Source organism: Telluria sp. GW821-FHT07G12 (assembly GCF_059418525.1).
In genome coordinates this window covers 22,666-40,469 of the sequence record NZ_JBWKQA010000007.1, presented here as the reverse complement: position 1 = coordinate 40,469, position 17,804 = coordinate 22,666, and the positions used below count along the sequence as shown (strand labels likewise).

Below are 17,804 nucleotides of genomic sequence, written 5' to 3'. Positions count from 1 at the left end.
ACCGCCATGTTTGAACGCCCCATCGTCATGCTCGACTTCGAGACCACCGGCCTGTCGCCGGAGTACGGCGACCGCATCACCGAAGTCGCCGCGCTGCGCATTGCCGGCGGCGAGATCGTCGACCGCTATGTCTCGCTGGTGAATTGCGGCGTGCGCATTCCGCCTTTCATCACTTCGCTGACCGGCATCACCCAGCAGATGGTCGATACGGCGCCGCTGGCCGAGGACGTGGTGCCGGAGCTGATCGACTTCATCGGCGGCGACACCCTTGCCGCGCACAACGCCAGCTTCGACGAAAAGTTCCTGAAGGCCGAGGGCGCGCGCCTGGGCCACGCCTGCCGCCATGCCGGCCTGGTGTGTTCGGTCAAGCTATCGCGCCGGGTGCTGCCGGGCTTGCCCAGCTACAAGCTTGGCGAACTGGCGCGCTCGCTGGGCATCGCCTTCCGCGGCACCGCCCACCGCGCCGAGGCCGACGCCGAGGTCGCCGCGCACCTGCTGCTGCACATCAGCCGCCACTTGGGCAAGTCCTATGGCCTGGGGCCGGTGGCGCCGGAGTTGCTGGTCGAGATCAACCGACTGGCGGCCGCCAAGGTGCGCACTTACATCGACGGCTACGCAGCAGAACGCCGCCGCTAGCCCGTGCGCGAAGCCCACAGTTTGTGGCATCACAAAGGCGGCTACGGCTGCCACGCGTGATTTTCGCGACAGTTGCGCTGCATCTGCATTGCCGCGACTTTTCCGCGATTTTTTTCCGCGTTGAAGGTTTGCCCCTCTGTGGCAAATCAAACCCGTCGGATTCCTCCTAGTTAGACTTTTGACAATTCTTGCGGCGCCGCGATTAGGCGGTCCCGCCATCGATTTGTCCGATTTTTCCTGGAGCGATGATGAGGCACTCTGACGTGTCACCGGAAAATTCCGTACTCGCGTGGTTCGCCCGTGCGGCCGAGCGCGGTAACGCCTATGCGCAGTTCAATCTCGGCCTGATGTACAAGAACGGCGACGGCGTGGCGCGCGACGACGCTCAGGCAGTGGAATGGCTGCGCCGTGCGGCGGAGCAGGGCCTGGCCTTCGCCCAGAACCATCTCGGCTCGATGGTCTACCAGGGTCGCGGGGGGGCGCAGTCGGACGCCCAGGCGGTGGGCTGGTTCGCGCTGGCGGCGGACCAGGGCGACCCCTCGGCCCAGCAGAACCTGGGCGACATGCTGCGCGGCGGGCGCGGGGTGGCGCGCAGCCCGGAACAGGCGCTGGGCTGGTACCAGCGCGCGGCAAGCCAGAATCTGCCCAGCGCCCAGCACCTGCTCGGCGAATGCTATCTTCGCGGCGAGGGCGCGCCGGTCAACCATGCGCTGGCTGCCGCCTGGCTGCGCAAGGCAGCGCTGGCCAAGTACGCACCGGCCGAAGTCGCGCTGGGCCTGATGCTGCGGCGCGGGCAGGGCATGGCCGCCAACGATCTCGAAGCCGCCTACTGGTTCCGGCGCGCGGCCGGCCGCGGCGACCCGGCCGCGCAGCGCCTGCTGGGCCTGTGCTACCTCGAAGGCGTGGGCGTGCCGCGCGACGACAAGGCGGCGCTGCCCTGGCTGCACTGCGCCGCCGGCCAGGGCGATGCCGAAGCCCAGTTCAGCCTGGCGGTGCTGCTGGCCAGCGGCCGCGGCTGCCCGCGCGACGAGGCCGAAGCCCTTACCCTGACCACCCGCGCCGCCAAGCAGGGCCATGTGCTGGCCCAGTACAAGCTGGGGAACATGTACGCGCACGGCCATGGCGTCCCCACCGACATCCGCCAAGCCTTCTACTGGTACCGGCTGGCCGCCGCCCAGGGCGCCGCCAACGCCCAGTTCACCCTGGGCGTGATGTACGCGAACGGCCAGGGCGTGCACCGCGACGAAGCCACTGCCGTCGAGTGGTACCGGCGCGCCGCCGAGCAGGGCGACGCCAGCGCCCAGAACAACCTGGGCGTCATGTACGCCACCGGGCAGGGCGTGGACCAGGACGACGCCGAGGCGGTGCGCTGGTACGCCCTGGCCGCCGAGCAGGGCCATGCGCTGGCCCAGTACAACCTGGGCGGCATGTACAACAGCGGCCGCGGCGTGCCGCGCGACAGTGTGCGCTCCTACATGTGGATGCTGCTGGCGGCGGACGCCGGCGACCCGGCCGCCAGCGCCAACAAGGCCATCGTCGCGCGCCGCCTGTCGGCCCGCGAGATCGAGGACGCCCAGGACCTCAGCCGCCAGTGGCGCGCCCGTAGCCTGGGCCGGGAGGAGCGGCGCGCGGCCTGAGCGGCGGTGCTTGCTTGTTGCTTTAAGAATATTTGTCGGCAGAACAATTCGCGCTATCATGCCCGAAGGCCACGAGCCACTTTCTCCACCGACAACGAGAACGACAACCAGCATGCACATGAGACACGCCACCCTTGCCGCCGCCGTTGCGGCCGCCTTCCTCGGCTTCGGCAGCACTGCCATCGCACAGACCTGCGCCGGCACGCCGCTGAGCTACCCGGTCGCGAAAAAAGTCGACCAGACCGACGACTACCACGGCACCAAGGTGCCCGATCCCTATCGCTGGCTGGAAGATGCGAACAGCCAGGAAACTAAGGCCTGGGTCGACGCCGAGAACAAGGTGACGCAATCCTACCTGGCGCAGATCCCGCAGCGCGAAGCGATCCGCCAGCGCCTGACCCAGCTCTGGAACTACGAGCGCTACAGCGTGCCTTTCAAGGAAGGCGGCCGCTATTTCTTCAGCCGCAACGACGGCCTGCAGAACCAGTCCGCGCTGTACACGATGAAATCGCTGTCCGACACGCCGCGCCTGTTGCTGGACCCGAACACCCTGGCCGCGGACGGCACCGTCGCGCTGGCCGGCCTGGCGGTGAGCCCGGACGGCAAGCTGCTGGCCTATTCGACCGCCGCCTCGGGTTCGGACTGGAACGAGATCCGCGTGCGCGACGTCGACACCGGCAAGGATCTCGAAGACCACATCCAGTGGGTGAAGTTCTCCAGCACCGCCTGGACCCGCGACGGCAAGGGCTTCTTCTACAGCCGCTACGACGAGCCCAAGGAAGCGACCAAGCTGGCCGACGTCAACTACTTCCAGAAGCTGTACTTCCACAAGCTCGGCACCCCGCAAAGCGCCGACGTGCTGGTCTACGACCGCCCGGACCAGAAGGAATGGGGCTTCGGCGGCAACACCACCGACGACGGCCGCTACCTGCTGATCACCGCCACCAAGGGCACGGCGCACAAGTACCGCGTCTTCTACAAGGACCTGTCCAAGCCGGCTAGCAAGGTCATGCCGCTGATCGACAACTTCGACGCGGCCTACGACTTCATCGACAACGTCGGCAGCGTGTTCTACTTCGCCACCGACCGCAATGCGCCGCGCAAGCGCATCGTCGCCATCGACGTCAACAAGCCGCAGGAAGCCAACTGGAAGACCGTGGTGCCGGAAGGCCAGCAGACCCTGGTGTCCAGCCACATGGTGAACAAGCAGCTGATCAACGAGTACCTGGCCGATGCGCGCAGCGTGGTCAAGGTCACCGACCTCAAAGGCAAGCTGCTGCGCGAGATCGCGCTGCCGGGGATCGGTTCCGTTTCCGGCTTCGGCGGCAAGCAGGGCGACAGCGAGACCTTCTTCTCCTTCACCGGCTTCACCACCCCGACCACGATCTACCGTGTCGACATGAAGAGCGGCGCCACCTCGGTATTCCGCCAGCCGAAAGTCGCCTTCAATCCGGCCGACTACGAGACCCGCCAGCAGTTCTATACCAGCCGCGACGGGACCAAAGTGCCGATGTTCATCGTCTCGAAGAAGGGCCTGAAGCTGGACGGCTCGAACCCGACCTATTTGTACGGCTACGGCGGCTTCAACATCTCGATGACCCCGGGCTTCTCGCCGGCCAACCTGGCCTGGATGGAGATGGGCGGCGTCTACGTGGTCGCCAATCTGCGCGGCGGCGGCGAGTACGGCGAAGCCTGGCACGAAGCCGGCACCAAGCTGAAAAAGCAGAACGTGTTCGACGACTTCATCGGCGCCGCCGAGTGGCTGGTGAATAACAAGGTGACCTCGCCCTCGAAGCTGGCGATCGGCGGCGGCAGCAACGGCGGCCTGTTGGTGGGCGCGGCCATGACCCAGCGTCCGGAACTGTTCGCCGCGGCGATCCCGCAGGTGGGCGTGATGGACATGCTGCGCTTCCACAAGTTCACCATCGGCTGGGCCTGGACCTCGGACTACGGCTCCTCGGAGAACCCGGACGAGTTCAAGGCCCTGGTCAAGTACTCGCCGCTGCACAACCTGAAGCCGGGCACCTGCTATCCGGCGACCATGATCACCACCGCCGACCATGACGACCGCGTGGTGCCCGCGCACAGCTTCAAGTTTGCCGCCACCGCCCAGGCGGCGCAGGCGGGCGGCAACCCGGTGATCATCCGCATCGATACCAAGGCCGGCCACGGCGCGGGCAAGCCGACTTCCAAGCAGATCGAGGAAGTGGCGGACCGTTGGGGCTTCCTGAGCCGCGCGCTGAAGATGAACGAGGCGCCGACTGTGGCCGGGGCGTCGGAGTAAGGATGCAAAGAGTGTTCGCCAGCCTCTCCATGCTTGTATTGGCAGGCTGCGCGGCACCTGTCCCGCCGCCACGGGCAAACGCGGCAGCGCCCCCGGCGCCGGTCTGGATGACTGTCACACGGCTGGTGCCGGTCAAGCCGCCGGCTTCCACGCCGCCATGGGCTCCCGTGAGGCCGCTGGTGCTGGTGAAGCCGGCCGTGCGCGACAGCTCGAGGTTGCCGCTGCCGGGCGATGTCGACTTCGCGTGGGATAAGCTCGATCATCGCGGGCAGGTGCGCTGGGAATGCCGGGCCACGCCGAGCGGTCAGTTCGTCAAGCAGTCGTTCTGTGCACACCGGCTGCAGATGGAAGGACCCCGTCCCGCATCCTTCGCCGATCTCGAAGGCTGGACTGGCGTGATCTACAACGACTGAACGGCGCTACCGTGCAGCCGCGCGATCAGCTGATCGAGCGGCATCGGCCGGTGGAACAGATAGCCCTGCATCGCCGCGCCGCCATGCGAGGCCAGGAAGCGCGCCTGGTCGTCGGACTCGATCCCTTCGGCCACCACGCGCAGGCCGAGGTGGCCGGCCATCGCCAGGATCGACTGCACGATCGCGGTGCCGTTGGCGTCGTGCGGGGTGTCGCGCATGAAGCTCTTGTCGATCTTGATCTCGTACAGCGGCATCTTCTTCAGGTAGGCCAGGTTCGAATAGCCGGTGCCGAAATCGTCGATCGAGAAGCGGATGCCCAGCGCCGCCAGTTCGCGCATGCGGGCGATGGTCTTGCCGATGTCCTCGATCAGCAGGCCTTCGGTGACTTCGAAGATCAGTTGCTGCGGCGGGGCGCCGGTCTCTTCCAGCACGGCGCGCACCTGGGCCACGAAGTCGGGCTGGCGGAACTGCAGCGGGCTGACGTTGATCGACAGCGGCAGCGGGTGGCCGGCGGCATCCAGCGCCAGCCAGGCATGGCAGGCCTCGCGCAGTACCCAGCGGCCCAGCGGGACGATCAGGCCGCTGGATTCGGCCACGGGGATGAACACGTCCGGCGGCACGAAGCTGCCGTCGGCACGGCGCCAGCGCATCAGCAGTTCGGCGCCCGCGGGCAGCCCGTCGTGGCCGACCTGCAGCTGCAGGTGCATGGCCAGTTCGCCGTTCTCCAGCGCCAGCGCGAGGTCGCGTTCCAGCGACAGGCGGCGCTGGGCGTCCGCCAGCATGTCCGTTTCGAACAGGGCGACGCCGTTGCGGCCCTCGGCCTTGGCGTGGTACATGGCGGTGTCGGCTTCGCGCAGCAGGTCGTGCGCGCTTTCGCCGGGGCGCAGCGGCAGGGCGACGCCGATGCTGGCCGAGGTGTGATGGGCCTGGCCGTCGATCTCGATCGGCTCCGCCAGCGAGGCGCGGATCTTGTCGGCCACCGCCAGGGCGGCGCGGGTGGCCAGCGCCGGGTCGGGCTCCAAACCGTCCAGCAGGACCACGAACTCGTCGCCGCCAAGGCGCGCCACCGTGTCGCGCTGGCGCACCGCGCGGCTGAGGCGCTCGCTGGCCTGCACCAGCAGCGTGTCGCCGGTGGCGTGGCCGCGGGCGTCGTTGATGTTCTTGAAGTTGTCGAGGTCGACGTAGAGCAGGGCGCCCATGCCGCGTCCCTCGCGCGAGCGCCCGACCAGGGCCTCCAGACGTTCCATCAGCAGGCGCCGGTTCGGCAGGCCGGTCAGGACGTCGTAGAAGGCCAGGCGGTGGATCGCGTCGGCGGCGTCGCGGCGCTCGGTGATGTCGCGCCCGACCACCACCCAGTGCGTGGCCTGTTCGCCGCCACGGGCGAAGGGCATCATCTCCATCTCGACCCAATAGGGTACGCGGTCCCTGGTGTAGTTCACCAGCTCGGCGCGCACCGGCTGGCCGCGCGCGACCGCGCCGAGAATGCGGCCCATCGTGGCCTTGTCGGTTTCGGGGCCTTCCAGCACGCGCATGCTCTGGCCGATGATCTCGCCGCGGGTGTAGCCGGTGCGGCGCAGGAAGGCATCGTTGGCGAAGATGACCGGCTGCGCGCTGTCCGGGCCCTCGACCGCGCGCGCGATCAGGACCATGTCGTTGAGGCGCGATACCGCCGCCGAGGTCAGTTGCAGTTCATCGTTCAGGGTCCGCACCCGCTCTTCGTCGCCGCGCACCTTGGCGAGCGTGTGCGAGAGGCCTTTCAGCAGGGTGCCGCTGGTCAGGACGATCATCGCGCCGACGCAGGTGAAGTTCAGGGTCACGGCCAGCGCCGCACTGAGGCCGTTGCCTTCCATGCCGGGCACCGCCAGGTTGACGTGGCCGCTGCCGCCGAGCGCGATGATGCTGGCGGCGCTGAGGGCCAGCGCGCCCATCGCCGGCCGCAGGCCCAGCAGGATCACCGCCATCACCGGCGGACCGAGCAGGTAGTTGAGGCTGGCGGGGCCGATGGCCAGCATCAGCGCCAGCGCCACCGCGTACAGGACCGCCAGGAAGTTCATCACGCGCAGGCGGTAGGGCAGGCGCTCCATGCGCCAGATCGCGAAGATCCAGGACAGGGCGACGGTATCCAGCAGCGCCACCGGCCACAGGCCCTGGTGGATCAGCAGCGGGATGCTGGGGGCGGCCGCAATCGTGCCGAGGGCGAGCACGACAGAAAGGAGTGAGGAGAAGATGCGGATACGCCATGCGGCGATATCGTTGACGCTGACCATGTGTACATGCAGTGATTGCAGCACTGCATTTTAAATTGCCGCACGTCAACTGTCATCTTCCGTGGCGCCGGGCGTCTATATTAAGCGACAGCCGTGCGCCCTCACCGCTGCGTTCAGCGGTGCACCACCACCATCAGCGCCTTGGATTCGAGCTTGCCGATATTCCGGATGATGTGGGCCTGGTCGGCCGGATAGCGCGCCGTGGCGCCGTGCTTGACGCGCTTCTTCTCGGCGCCGACTTCCAGCTCGACCGCGCCGGTCAGCACGGTAAGATGCTCGCTGGTGCCCGGATCGTGGCCCTGGGAGGCCAGCTCGCCGCCCGGCGCCAGGGTCAGCTCGTACCATTCGTACTTGCCGGCCAGGTCCATCGGGCCGAGGATGCGCAGCGAATAGCCGGCGTGGGCGCCGGGCAGGGTGGGGATCTCGTGGGCGTCGACCACGCGAATCAGATCGCTGCTGCGAACTTCGGAGGACAGCAGCTCGCCGATCTGCACGCCGAGGGCGTTCGCCAGGCGCCAGGTGATGGCGATGGTCGGGTTGGCCTTTTCGCGCTCGATCTGCGACAGCATCGACTTCGATACGCCGGCGATGCGCGACAGGTCTTCGAGCGTGAGGCCGCGCGCCAGGCGCAGGCGCTGCAGGGTGGCGCCGACTTCGGGCGGTGCGCCGGCGGGTGCGGCGGGGGCGAGGGCTGTTACCACTTTATTCATCTAAGCTTATTCGAGGATGCTTGCCAAGTTCAATGGCCGGGGGTAATATTCAATATATTGAATTTCTGTTCGAGATAAAGAACTCAGTTCACTACATCGAACGGATCAACGGTACAACATCCGCCACCAAATGACAAGGACGAGGAAGACATGAGCGACCAGGCATTCTATAGCGCCCTCCAGACCAAGCTTGACACGCTGCAGACCGAGGGCCTGTTCAAGCCCGAGCGCGTGCTCGCATCGCGCCAGGGCGCCGAAGTGGTCGCCGCGGATGGCCGCACGCTGATCAATATGTGCGCCAACAACTACCTCGGCCTGTCCGGCGACGCGGAAACCCAGAAAGCGGCCGAAGCCGCGCTGCAGAAGTACGGCTACGGCCTGTCCTCGGTGCGCTTCATCTGCGGCACCCAGACCGTGCACAAGGAACTGGAGCAGAAGCTGTCCGACTTCCTCGGCACCGAAGACACCATCCTGTACGCTGCCGCCTTCGACGCCAACGGCGGCGTGTTCGAGCCGCTGTTCGACGAGAACGACGCCATCATCTCGGACGCCCTGAACCACGCTTCCATCATCGACGGCATCCGCCTGTGCAAGGCCGCGCGCTACCGCTATGCCAACAACGACATGGCCGACCTCGAGAGGCAGCTGATTGCCGCTACCGAAGCGGGCAAGCGCCACAAGATCATCGTCACCGACGGCGCCTTCTCGATGGACGGCACCATCGCCCAGCTGGACAAGATCGTCGCGCTGGCCGAGAAGTACGGCGCCCTGACCATGATCGACGAGTCGCACGCCTCCGGCTTCATGGGCAAGACCGGCCGCGGCACCCACGAGCATTTCAACGTGATGGGCAAAATCGACATCATCACCGGCACCCTGGGCAAGGCCCTGGGCGGCGCGATGGGCGGCTTCACCTCCGGCCGCAAGGAAGTCATCGAGACCCTGCGCCAGAAGTCGCGTCCCTACCTGTTCTCGAACACCCTGGCGCCGATGATCGCCGGTGCCTCGATCGCCGTGCTGGACCGCATCAGCAAGTCGACCGAACTGCGCGACCGCCTGCATGAAAACACCGCCTACTTCCGCAAGGAGATCGAGCGCATCGGCTTCACCATCAAGCCGGGCACCCACCCGGTGGTGCCGGTGATGCTGTTCGACGCGCCGGTGGCGCAGAAATTCGCAGCCCGCATGTTCGAACTGGGCGTGCTGCTGTCGGGCTTCTTCTACCCGGTGGTGCCGATGGGCCAGGCGCGCGTGCGCGTCCAGCTGTCGGCGGCGCATACCCGCGAGCAGCTCGACACCGTGCTGAAGGCATTCGAACAAGCCGGCCGCGAGCTGGGCATTATTAAGAACTAAAAGATAGGCAGGTAAAGCATGGAACGCATCCTCATCATCGGCGCCAACGGCCAGATCGGCAGTGAACTCGTGACCGCGCTTGCGGAAAAGCACGGCGCGAACAATGTCATCGCTTCGGATATCGGCGAAACCAACGTCTACGGCGCGGCGCGCTACACCCGCCTCGACGTGATGGACCGCGAGGCCGTGGCCCGCCTGATTCTAGAGGAGGGCGTCACCCAGGTCTACCAGCTGGCGGCGCTGCTGTCGGCCACCGGCGAAAAAGCGCCGCTGAAGGCCTGGACCCTGAACATGGATGGCCTGCTGAACATCCTGGAAATCGCCAAGGAACGCGGTGAGGCCGGCAAGCCGCTGAAGGTGTTCTGGCCTTCGTCGATCGCCGCCTTCGGCCCGAACACCCCGGCCGAGAACACCCCGCAGTACACGGTGATGGACCCGACTTCGATCTACGGCATCAGCAAGCTGGCCGGCGAGCGCCTGTGCGAGTACTACCACGCCAAGTACGGCGTCGACGTGCGCAGCATCCGCTACCCGGGCATCATCAGCTTCAAGTCGCCTCCGGGCGGCGGTACCACCGACTACGCGATCGCGATCTTCCACTCGGCGCTGAAGGGCGAGACCTACGAGTGCTTCCTCGGCCCTGAAACCACGCTGCCGATGATCTACATGCCGGACGCGATCCGCGCCACCATCGAGCTGATGGAAGCCCCGGCCGAGAAGGTCGCGATCCGTTCCTCGTACAACGTGGCCGGCGTGTCCTTCAACCCGCGCGAACTGGCCGCGGCGATTCAAGCGAAGCTGCCGGCTTTCCAGATCGCCTACAAGCCGGACAGCCGTCAGCAGATCGCGGATTCCTGGCCGAAGAGCCTCGACGATGCGCGCGCTAGCGCCGATTGGGGCTGGAAGGCGCAGATCGGTATCGAGGAGATGGTCGATTCGATGCTGGAAAACGTGGACGTTGGCCAGACTGCCTGAACATAGTTACGTCATTCCCGCGCAGGCGGGAATCCATACTGAGCGTGCATAGCCAATTCAGCATGGGTTCCCGCTTTCGCGGGAAGTCATTTCCGGCAGTGCCGGGAATGACGCATTTGTATATACAATATAAGAAGAAGATTTTTCAGGAGACAGCTCATGGACATGAGCGTATTTGACTTATTCAAGATCGGCATCGGCCCTTCGAGCTCCCACACCGTCGGCCCGATGGTCGCGGCGCGCCGCTTCCTGCTCGAGTGCGGCGACCTGACAGAAGCCGTCGGCGTGGAAGCCCATCTGTATGGTTCGCTGGCGCTGACCGGCGTCGGCCACGCCACCGACAAGGCGGTGATCCTGGGCCTGATGGGCGAGACCCCGCAGGGCGTGGACCCCGACAGCGTCGAGGACAAGCTGGCCGAGGCCGAGCTGGACGGCGTGCTGAAGCTGCTCGGCACGAAAGAGGTCCCGTTCCAGTACCGCACCGGCCTGGTATGGCACAAGCAATCCTCGCTGCCCGAGCACCCGAACGGCATGAAGTTCCTGCTCAAGCTTGCGGACGGCAGCGTCATCGAGCGCATCTACTATTCGGTGGGCGGCGGCTTCATCACCGCGGCCGGCGAGAGCCAGGCCCGCGCGGCCGACGCCGAGGGCGCCGCCTCGTCGGTGCCTTTCCCGTTCAGCACGATGAGCGACCTGCTGGCGCAGGGCCGCGACCACGGACTGTCGATCCCGCACATGCTGCGTGCGAACGAGCTGTCGCGCATGAGCGAGGCCGAGCTGGACGCCGGCCTGGACCGCATCTGGCAGGTGATGCGCGACTGTATCGCCCACGGCCTGGTGACCGAAGGCGAGCTGCCGGGCGGACTGAATGTCAAGCGCCGCGCCGCCAAGCTGTGGAAGCAGGCGCACTGCGACGCCGGCAACCGACGCAACGAACTGCCGCACGACGCCACGCACCACGTGACCCTGTACGCGATGGCGGTCAACGAAGAGAACGCGGCCGGCGGCCGGGTCGTGACCGCGCCGACCAACGGCGCGGCCGGCATCATCCCGGCGGTGCTGCGCTACTATGCGGAGGACTGCCGCCCGAGCGATCCGGTGAAGGGTATCCGCGACTTCCTCCTGACCTCGGCGGCAATCGGCATGCTCTGCAAGAAGAACGCTTCGATCTCGGGCGCCGAGATCGGCTGCCAGGGCGAGGTCGGCGTCGCCTGCGCGATGGCGGCGGCGGGCCTGGTGGCGGCGCTGGGCGCTTCCAACGAACGGATCGAGAACGCGGCGGAGATCGGCATCGAACACCACCTCGGCATGACCTGCGACCCGATCGGCGGCCTGGTGCAGATTCCCTGCATCGAACGCAACGGCATGGGCGCGATCAAGGCGATCACCGCCGCGTCGCTGGCGATGAAGGGCGACGGCACCCACTTCGTCAGTCTCGACAACGTGATCGAAACCATGCGCCAGACCGGTTACGACATGCAGGCGAAGTACAAGGAAACCTCGTTGGGCGGGCTGGCGATTCACGTCGTCACGGTCAACCACGCAGCGTGTTAAGAGGGTTTCGTGGGCACGGGGTGCCCACCCTACGTGTGCCTACGCCGTAGGGTGGGCTCCCCGAGCCCACGCATGCAAACCTGAACAAAATTCGGTAAAAAGACAAGTTTGCTGCGGGCGCACTATAATAAATAGCTAACGCCCGCCAACTTCCATCCTGCTTACCGTATGCACTATGTCTCCACCCGCGCGACCAGCGCGTCCGCAGCACGCAATCCCCAAGGTTTTTCCGACATCCTGCTGGGCGGCCTGGCGCCGGACGGCGGCTTGTATCTTCCTGCCGACTACCCGCAAGTGACGGGCGCCGAGCTCGATGCCTGGCGCTCGCTCTCGTATGCCGACCTGGCTTACGAAATCCTGCGCAAGTTCGCGGCCGATATCCCCGAGGCCGACCTCAAGGCGCTGACCAGCAAGACCTACATGCCCGAGGTCTACCGCAACGCGCGCGCCGACGAGTCGAGCAGCGAGATCACGCCGCTGCGCGTGCTGGAAGACGGCGCGAACGGCAAACTGATCCTGCAGGGCCTGTCGAACGGCCCGACCCTGGCCTTCAAGGACATGGCCATGCAGCTGCTCGGTAACCTGTTCGAATACGCGCTGGCGCGTAACGACGACGAGCTGAACGTCTTCGGCGCCACTTCCGGCGACACCGGCAGCGCCGCCGAATATGCGATGCGCGGCAAGCGCGGCATCCGCGTCTTCATGCTGTCCCCACACGCGAAAATGAGCGCCTTCCAGACCGCGCAGATGTTCAGCCTGCAGGACCCGAACATCTTCAACATCGCCGTGGAAGGTGTGTTCGACGATTGCCAGGACATGGTCAAGGCGGTCTCGAACGACCTCGAATTCAAGGCCCGCCACAAGATCGGCACCGTCAACTCGATCAATTGGGCGCGCGTGTTGGCGCAGGTGGTCTATTACTTCCGCGGCTACCTGAAGGCGACCACCTCGAACGATCAGAAGGTCTCGTTCACGGTCCCGTCGGGGAACTTCGGCAATATCTGCGCCGGCCACATCGCCCGCATGATGGGCCTGCCGATCGCCAAGCTGGTGGTGGCGACCAACGAGAACAATGTGCTGGACGAGTTCTTCCGCACCGGCGTCTACCGCGTGCGCAAGCCGTCCGAAACCTTCCACACGAGCAGCCCGTCGATGGACATCTCGAAGGCCTCGAACTTCGAGCGCTTCGTCTACGACCTGGTCGGCCGCGACGCCGAACGTACCCACGCGCTGTTCCGCAAAGTCGAGACCCATGGCGGCTTCGATCTGTCCGGCGCGCCGGGCAGCGACGGCGACGAATTCAAGCGCGTGGGCGAATACGGTTTCGTCTCCGGCTGCTCGACCCACGAAGACCGCCTGAACACGATTCGCGAAGTCTTCGACGACTACGGCATCACCATCGACACCCATACCGCCGACGGCATCAAGGTCGCGCGCGCGCACGTCGAGCCGGGCGTGCCGATGATCGTGCTGGAGACCGCGCTGGCGGCCAAGTTCAACGAGACTATCCTCGAAGCGCTGGGAACGGATGCCGAGCGTCCGGCCGGCTTCGAGAACATCGAGGCGCTGCCGCAGCGCTTCGTCGTCATGAAGGCGGACGTGGCGCAGATGAAGGCGTATATCGCGGAGAGGACCGGCCGATGAACGCCGGCGCAGCACCGGCGCGCAAGCCGCTGATGCCGGTCAGCGAGGCGCTCGACTTCCTGCTCGCGGCCGCGCGCCCGGTCGACGGCATCGAGACCGTGCCCACGCTGGAGGCCAACGGCCGCGTTCTGGCCGCGGACCAGGCCTCGAAGCTGGACGTGCCGAGTGCCGACAACACCCAGATGGACGGCTACGCGGTGCGCGCAGCCGATTGCGCCGGCGGCAGTGCAGCGCTGAAGGTGGCCCAGCGCATCCCGGCCGGCCAGGTCGGCAGCTACCTGGAGGCCGGCACCGCGGCGCGTATCTTCACCGGCGCCCTGATCCCGGAAGGGGCGGACGCGGTGGTGATGCAGGAGCAGTGCGAACTGGATGGCGAGGTCGTCACCGTCAAGCATGCGCCGCAGTCCGGCGAATGGATACGCCGGCGCGGGGAAGACGTGCAGGCGGGCGCCGTGATCCTGCCCGCCGGTACCCGCCTGCGCAGCCAGGAGTTGGGCCTCGCCGCATCGGTCGGACTGGCGCAGTTGCCGGTGCGCCGCCGCGTGCGCGTTGCCGTGTTCTTCACCGGCGACGAACTGGCGATGCCGGGCGAGCCGCTGAAGCCGGGCGCGATCTACAACTCGAACCGCTTCACCCTGCGCGGCCTGCTGGAGAACTTCGACTGCGAATTCACCGACTACGGCATCGTGCCGGATTCGCTGCAGGCGACCCGCGAAACGCTGCGCGAAGCGGCGCGCGAGCACGACCTGATCATCACCTCGGGCGGCGTTTCGGTGGGCGAGGAAGACCACATCAAGCCGGCCGTCGAAGCGGAAGGGCGCCTGAACATGTGGCAGATCGCCGTCAAGCCGGGCAAGCCCCTGGCCTTCGGCGAAGTGGGCCGGGCGGATGGCAGCGCGTCCTTCTTCCTCGGCCTGCCGGGCAATCCGGTGTCGAGCTTCGTGACTTTCCTGCTGTTCGTGCGGCCCTTCCTGCTGCGGCTGCAGGGCGTTAGCGGGGATGTGAGCCCCAAGGCCGTCATGATGCGCGCCGACTTCGATTGGCAGAAGCCCGACCGCCGCAACGAATTCCTGCGCGCCCGCATCAACGAAGGGGGCGGCCTGGAGCTGTTCCCGAACCAGGGCTCGGGCGTGCTGACCTCGACGGTGTGGGGCGACGGCCTGATCGACTGCCCGCCGGGCCAGGCGATCGCGCGCGGCGATATGGTGCGCTTCATCCCCTTCGCTTTTTTACAGCACTGAGTTTTACATGAAGATCAATCTGCGATTTTTTGCGAGCGTGCGCGAGGCGGTGGGCACGGCCAACGAGGCGGTCAGCCTGCCCGAGGGGGTGACGACGGTGGGCGCGGTGCGCGAGTTCCTGATCGGGCGCGGCGGCGTATGGGCCGAGGCGCTGGGGCAGGAGCGTGCCCTGCGCATGGCCTTCAACCACGTGATGTGCGAGCCGGAGATGCAGCTTGCAGAGGGCGGGGAAGTGGCTTTCTTCCCGCCGGTGACGGGCGGTTGAATTTCCGTCATTCCCGCGCAGGCGGGAATCCATGCTGAAGATCCGGTTTAGGCACCAGTGGAAATGACGTAGCCAACTTTGGTGACTCAGTATGGATTCCCGCTTTCGCTGGAATGACAGTCTTTAGGCCAGCGTCTTCTCGGCCAACGCCAGCAGCTTCGCGCAATTTTCGTTACGCGACCCGTAATCCTTCCACGCCGTCGTCCGCGCGAGCTCCTGCCACTTGCGCAGCGTCTCGCCGTTCAGGTCGACGGTCTTTCCACCTTTACCCTGGAACAGCGCCGCCACTGCCGCATCGTCGGTCTGCGCCGATTTGCGCGCGAAGGCTTCGAGTTCCGCGCCCACCGACATCAGGATGGCCTGCTGGTCCTTGGACAGGCGCTCGAAGGCGGCCTTGGAGATCAGCAGCGGCTCCAGCATGAACCAGTAGGCGCCGCCGCGTGCGGTGGTCACGTACTTCGACACCTCGTCCAGGCGGAAGGAGATCAGCGAGGACGAGGAGGTCATGGCCGCATCGAGCTGGCCCTTTTCCATCGCGGCGCGGATCTCGTTCGAGGGCATGCTGACCACGCTGGCGCCGGCTTCCTTGAGCAGCAAGTCCATCTCGTGCGAGCCGCCGCGCACCTTCATGCCGGCCGCGTCCTCCGGGTTGACGATGGGCTTGCCGCGCGAGGCGACGCCGCCGGCCTGCCAGATCCAGCTGAGAATGACGATGCCGCGGTCGGCCAGCATGCGGCTGAACTCCTTGCCGATTTCGGCGTCCTTCCAGGCGTAGCCCTGCTCGTAGGAGGTCACCAGGCCAGGCATCAGGCCGATGTTCACTTCCGGGAGGTCGGCGCCGGCATAGGTCAGCGGCACCAGCGACATGTCCAGCTGGCCCTTGGCGATGGCGGGAATCTGGTCTTCGCTCTTCATGAGCGAGGAGTGCGGGTAGATCGAAAACTTGAGCTTTCCCTTGCTGCGGCGTTCGACCCCGGCCGCGAACATGCGGCACAGACGGTCGCGGAAATCGCCTTCGGCGACGCTGCCGCCGGGGAACTGGTGGGAGATCTTGAGATTCGTGGGCTGGGCCCATGCTGCCTGAAGCCAGAGCGGGCTGGTCGCGATCGCGCCCAGCAATGTCCTACGTGTCATTGCCGACATTTACATCCTCCAAGAATGTGATACGGACTACGAGACTACGTGCTTCTATATATTGTTGTAGGCATAAGAATATGCTCAGCAGCATACAAGTCAAGATAATTGTTGTGCTTCTGCTCATCAATAAATGCTGCACTGCATAGTGAAAAAGCACGATGCGGCGTGAGTATTACCCATGTGTTTCGTGGATTCCTTGCGCTGGCGCTGGGGAGCGCGCGAAAAGCGGCGCCACAAAAGAAAACGCCGCGGCATGCTGCGCCGCGGCGTAAGTTGTCGCAGGTTTGAAGCGTTCAGCGCACCGGCAGCGGGTAGGTGGCCGGGCTGACGTTGCCGTCCTTGTCCACGGCCTGCACGCCATACAGCACGTTATCCTTCGACATGTCGATGCGCGCGGTGCTGACGTTGCCGACGAAGCGCGAACCCTGCCACAGCGGCGAGGTGGTTTCGCGCCAGACCACGCGGTAGCCGGCCAGGTCGGGTTCCGTATTTGCCTTCCATACCAGGTCGGTGCCGTTGTCGAGGGCCGCGGTCTTGACCTTCACTTCCTGCGGCGCGGCCGGCGCCAGCGCCAGCGAGGCCAGCGAGGCCGCGTTCACGCGCGCCACCTGGGCCACGTACTCGGGGTCGACGAACTCCGGCAGGTCGCCGATCTTGACGCCGTTCTCGGTACGCAGGTCCTGGTGCTGGTGCTTGAAGTCCTCGTTCGGCTCCGTGAAGCGCACCGCCGCATAGCCGGCGTCCAGGAAGGGGCTGTGGTCGCCGCCGCGCAGGTAGCGGTCGCGCCGGTAGATGATGTCGACCTTGAAGCCGGGGACGTAGCGCTCGCCGGTTTCCTTGACGTGGCGGGCCAGCTGGCGCGTGATCGAATCGTTCTCGCCGCCGGTGACCAGCAGGGTGCGCAGTTCGGGCGAGGGCGCTTCCTTCAGCGGCGGCACGCCTTCGGCGAACAGGCGCACGTGGGCGTTATCCAGCTTGCCTTTTTCGTCGTGCGAACTGCCGATGATGTCGTTGTTCAGCATGCCGGCGATATTCAGCTTGTTCGCCTTGGCCTTCTTCGCGAAGTCGCCGGCGCCGTACAGGCCTTGCTCCTCGGCCGCCACCGTCATGAAGACCAGGGTGGCGTCGAACTTGTGGCGCGCCATCACGCAGGCCATCTCGATCACGGCCGCAGTGCCGGAGGCGTCGTCGTTGGCGCCCGGCGCGTCGGCCGTGGCGTTCATCACGTCGGTGACGCGCGAGTCGTAGTGGCCGCTGACCACGTAGAGGCGGTCCTTCGATGCCGCCTGCGTGCCCGGCAGGGTCGCGACCACGTTGACGATCTCGGTCGGCTTGTCGATGCGGTTGTCGACCGGGTGCAGGTGGCCGTCGAAGCGCACCTCCAGGCGGCCGGCGCCGCAGCGCTCCATCTCCGACTTGATCCATCGCCGCGCCGCGCCGATGCCGCGCGTCTCGGACGTGGTGTCCGACATCGTGTGGCGGGTGCCGAAGCCGACCAGTTTATTCACATAGGCCTGGATGCGCAGCGGCGAGATCTCCTTGACGATGGCGTCGATCTCGGCCTGGCGGGCCGGCAGCGGGCGTTCGGCCGGTTCGGCGGCGTGGGCGGAAGCGGCGCCGGCAAGCAGCAGGGCCACCGAAAGCTTGGTGAGACGAAGCATAAGACTCCTAGGTAAAGACAAAAGCAT

At 66.1% G+C, this 17,804-nt stretch carries 14 protein-coding genes; 10 read left to right on the top strand and 4 right to left on the bottom strand.

What is annotated here, in order from left to right; all coding sequences use genetic code 11:
- Window positions 1-6 precede the first annotated feature (6 nt).
- The 4 genes from AC07PE_RS22515 to AC07PE_RS22500 all read left to right on the top strand — a co-directional run bounded on the left by AC07PE_RS22515 (window position 7) and on the right by AC07PE_RS22500 (window position 4,970).
- Window positions 7-636 carry a 3'-5' exonuclease gene (locus AC07PE_RS22515; protein ID WP_498768667.1) on the top strand — a complete coding sequence of 210 codons (630 nt, stop codon included), beginning with the start codon at window positions 7-9 and terminating at the stop codon, window positions 634-636.
- A 248-nt stretch (window positions 637-884) separates the two neighbouring features.
- Entirely contained in the window at window positions 885-2,273 is a 1,389-nt protein-coding gene (locus tag AC07PE_RS22510; RefSeq protein WP_498768665.1) for a tetratricopeptide repeat protein, read from the top strand.
- Window positions 2,274-2,385: 112 nt separating this feature from the next.
- Entirely contained in the window at window positions 2,386-4,557 is a 2,172-nt protein-coding gene (locus tag AC07PE_RS22505) for a prolyl oligopeptidase family serine peptidase (protein ID WP_498768663.1), read from the top strand.
- 107 nt (window positions 4,558-4,664) lie between these two features.
- A complete protein-coding gene (locus tag AC07PE_RS22500; RefSeq protein WP_498768661.1) occupies window positions 4,665-4,970 on the top strand; it encodes a hypothetical protein in 306 nt (101 codons plus the stop codon).
- Here AC07PE_RS22500 and AC07PE_RS22495 read toward each other — a convergent pair.
- Window positions 4,958-7,237 (bottom strand): putative bifunctional diguanylate cyclase/phosphodiesterase, encoded by a 2,280-nt coding sequence (locus AC07PE_RS22495; RefSeq protein WP_498768659.1) that lies wholly within the window; start codon window positions 7,235-7,237, stop codon window positions 4,958-4,960. The two genes, AC07PE_RS22500 and AC07PE_RS22495, sit on opposite strands and share 13 nt — an antisense overlap.
- Window positions 7,238-7,350: 113 nt before the next feature.
- Complete coding sequence (locus AC07PE_RS22490; protein ID WP_498768657.1) at window positions 7,351-7,947, bottom strand: helix-turn-helix domain-containing protein; 597 nt, start codon at window positions 7,945-7,947, stop codon at window positions 7,351-7,353.
- Between the two features lie 150 nt (window positions 7,948-8,097).
- Between AC07PE_RS22490 and kbl the strand changes: the two genes are divergently transcribed.
- The 6 genes from kbl (at window position 8,098) to moaD (ending at window position 14,979) form a co-directional block, all read left to right on the top strand.
- The gene (gene kbl / locus AC07PE_RS22485; RefSeq protein ID WP_498768655.1) at window positions 8,098-9,300 is read left to right on the top strand and encodes a glycine C-acetyltransferase; all 1,203 of its coding nucleotides are present in this window, start codon (window positions 8,098-8,100) and stop codon (window positions 9,298-9,300) included.
- An 18-nt stretch (window positions 9,301-9,318) separates the two neighbouring features.
- On the top strand, window positions 9,319-10,275 hold the full coding sequence (locus tag AC07PE_RS22480) for an NAD-dependent epimerase/dehydratase family protein (RefSeq protein ID WP_498768653.1): 957 nt from the start codon (window positions 9,319-9,321) through the stop codon (window positions 10,273-10,275).
- A 159-nt stretch (window positions 10,276-10,434) separates the two neighbouring features.
- Window positions 10,435-11,829, top strand: a complete 1,395-nt coding sequence (locus AC07PE_RS22475) for an L-serine ammonia-lyase (RefSeq protein WP_498768651.1) — start codon at window positions 10,435-10,437, stop codon at window positions 11,827-11,829.
- A 168-nt stretch (window positions 11,830-11,997) separates the two neighbouring features.
- Entirely contained in the window at window positions 11,998-13,473 is a 1,476-nt protein-coding gene (gene thrC, locus AC07PE_RS22470; RefSeq protein ID WP_498768649.1) for a threonine synthase, read from the top strand.
- On the top strand, window positions 13,470-14,714 hold the full coding sequence (locus AC07PE_RS22465) for a molybdopterin molybdotransferase MoeA (protein ID WP_498768647.1): 1,245 nt from the start codon (window positions 13,470-13,472) through the stop codon (window positions 14,712-14,714). Before thrC ends, AC07PE_RS22465 begins: the two co-directional genes overlap by 4 nt.
- 7 nt (window positions 14,715-14,721) lie before the next feature.
- Window positions 14,722-14,979: a molybdopterin converting factor subunit 1 gene (gene moaD, locus AC07PE_RS22460; protein ID WP_498768645.1), complete on the top strand. Its 258-nt coding sequence runs from the start codon at window positions 14,722-14,724 to the stop codon at window positions 14,977-14,979.
- A 123-nt stretch (window positions 14,980-15,102) separates the two neighbouring features.
- On the opposite strand, the gene dctP is transcribed toward moaD, so the two are convergent.
- Together dctP and AC07PE_RS22450 are read right to left on the bottom strand one after the other, a co-directional pair.
- Window positions 15,103-16,122 carry a TRAP transporter substrate-binding protein DctP gene (gene dctP, locus AC07PE_RS22455; RefSeq protein ID WP_498768643.1) on the bottom strand — a complete coding sequence of 340 codons (1,020 nt, stop codon included), beginning with the start codon at window positions 16,120-16,122 and terminating at the stop codon, window positions 15,103-15,105.
- A gap of 287 nt (window positions 16,123-16,409) precedes the next feature.
- The gene (locus AC07PE_RS22450; protein ID WP_498768641.1) at window positions 16,410-17,777 is read right to left on the bottom strand and encodes a M28 family peptidase; all 1,368 of its coding nucleotides are present in this window, start codon (window positions 17,775-17,777) and stop codon (window positions 16,410-16,412) included.
- Between the last annotated feature and the right edge of the window lie 27 nt (window positions 17,778-17,804).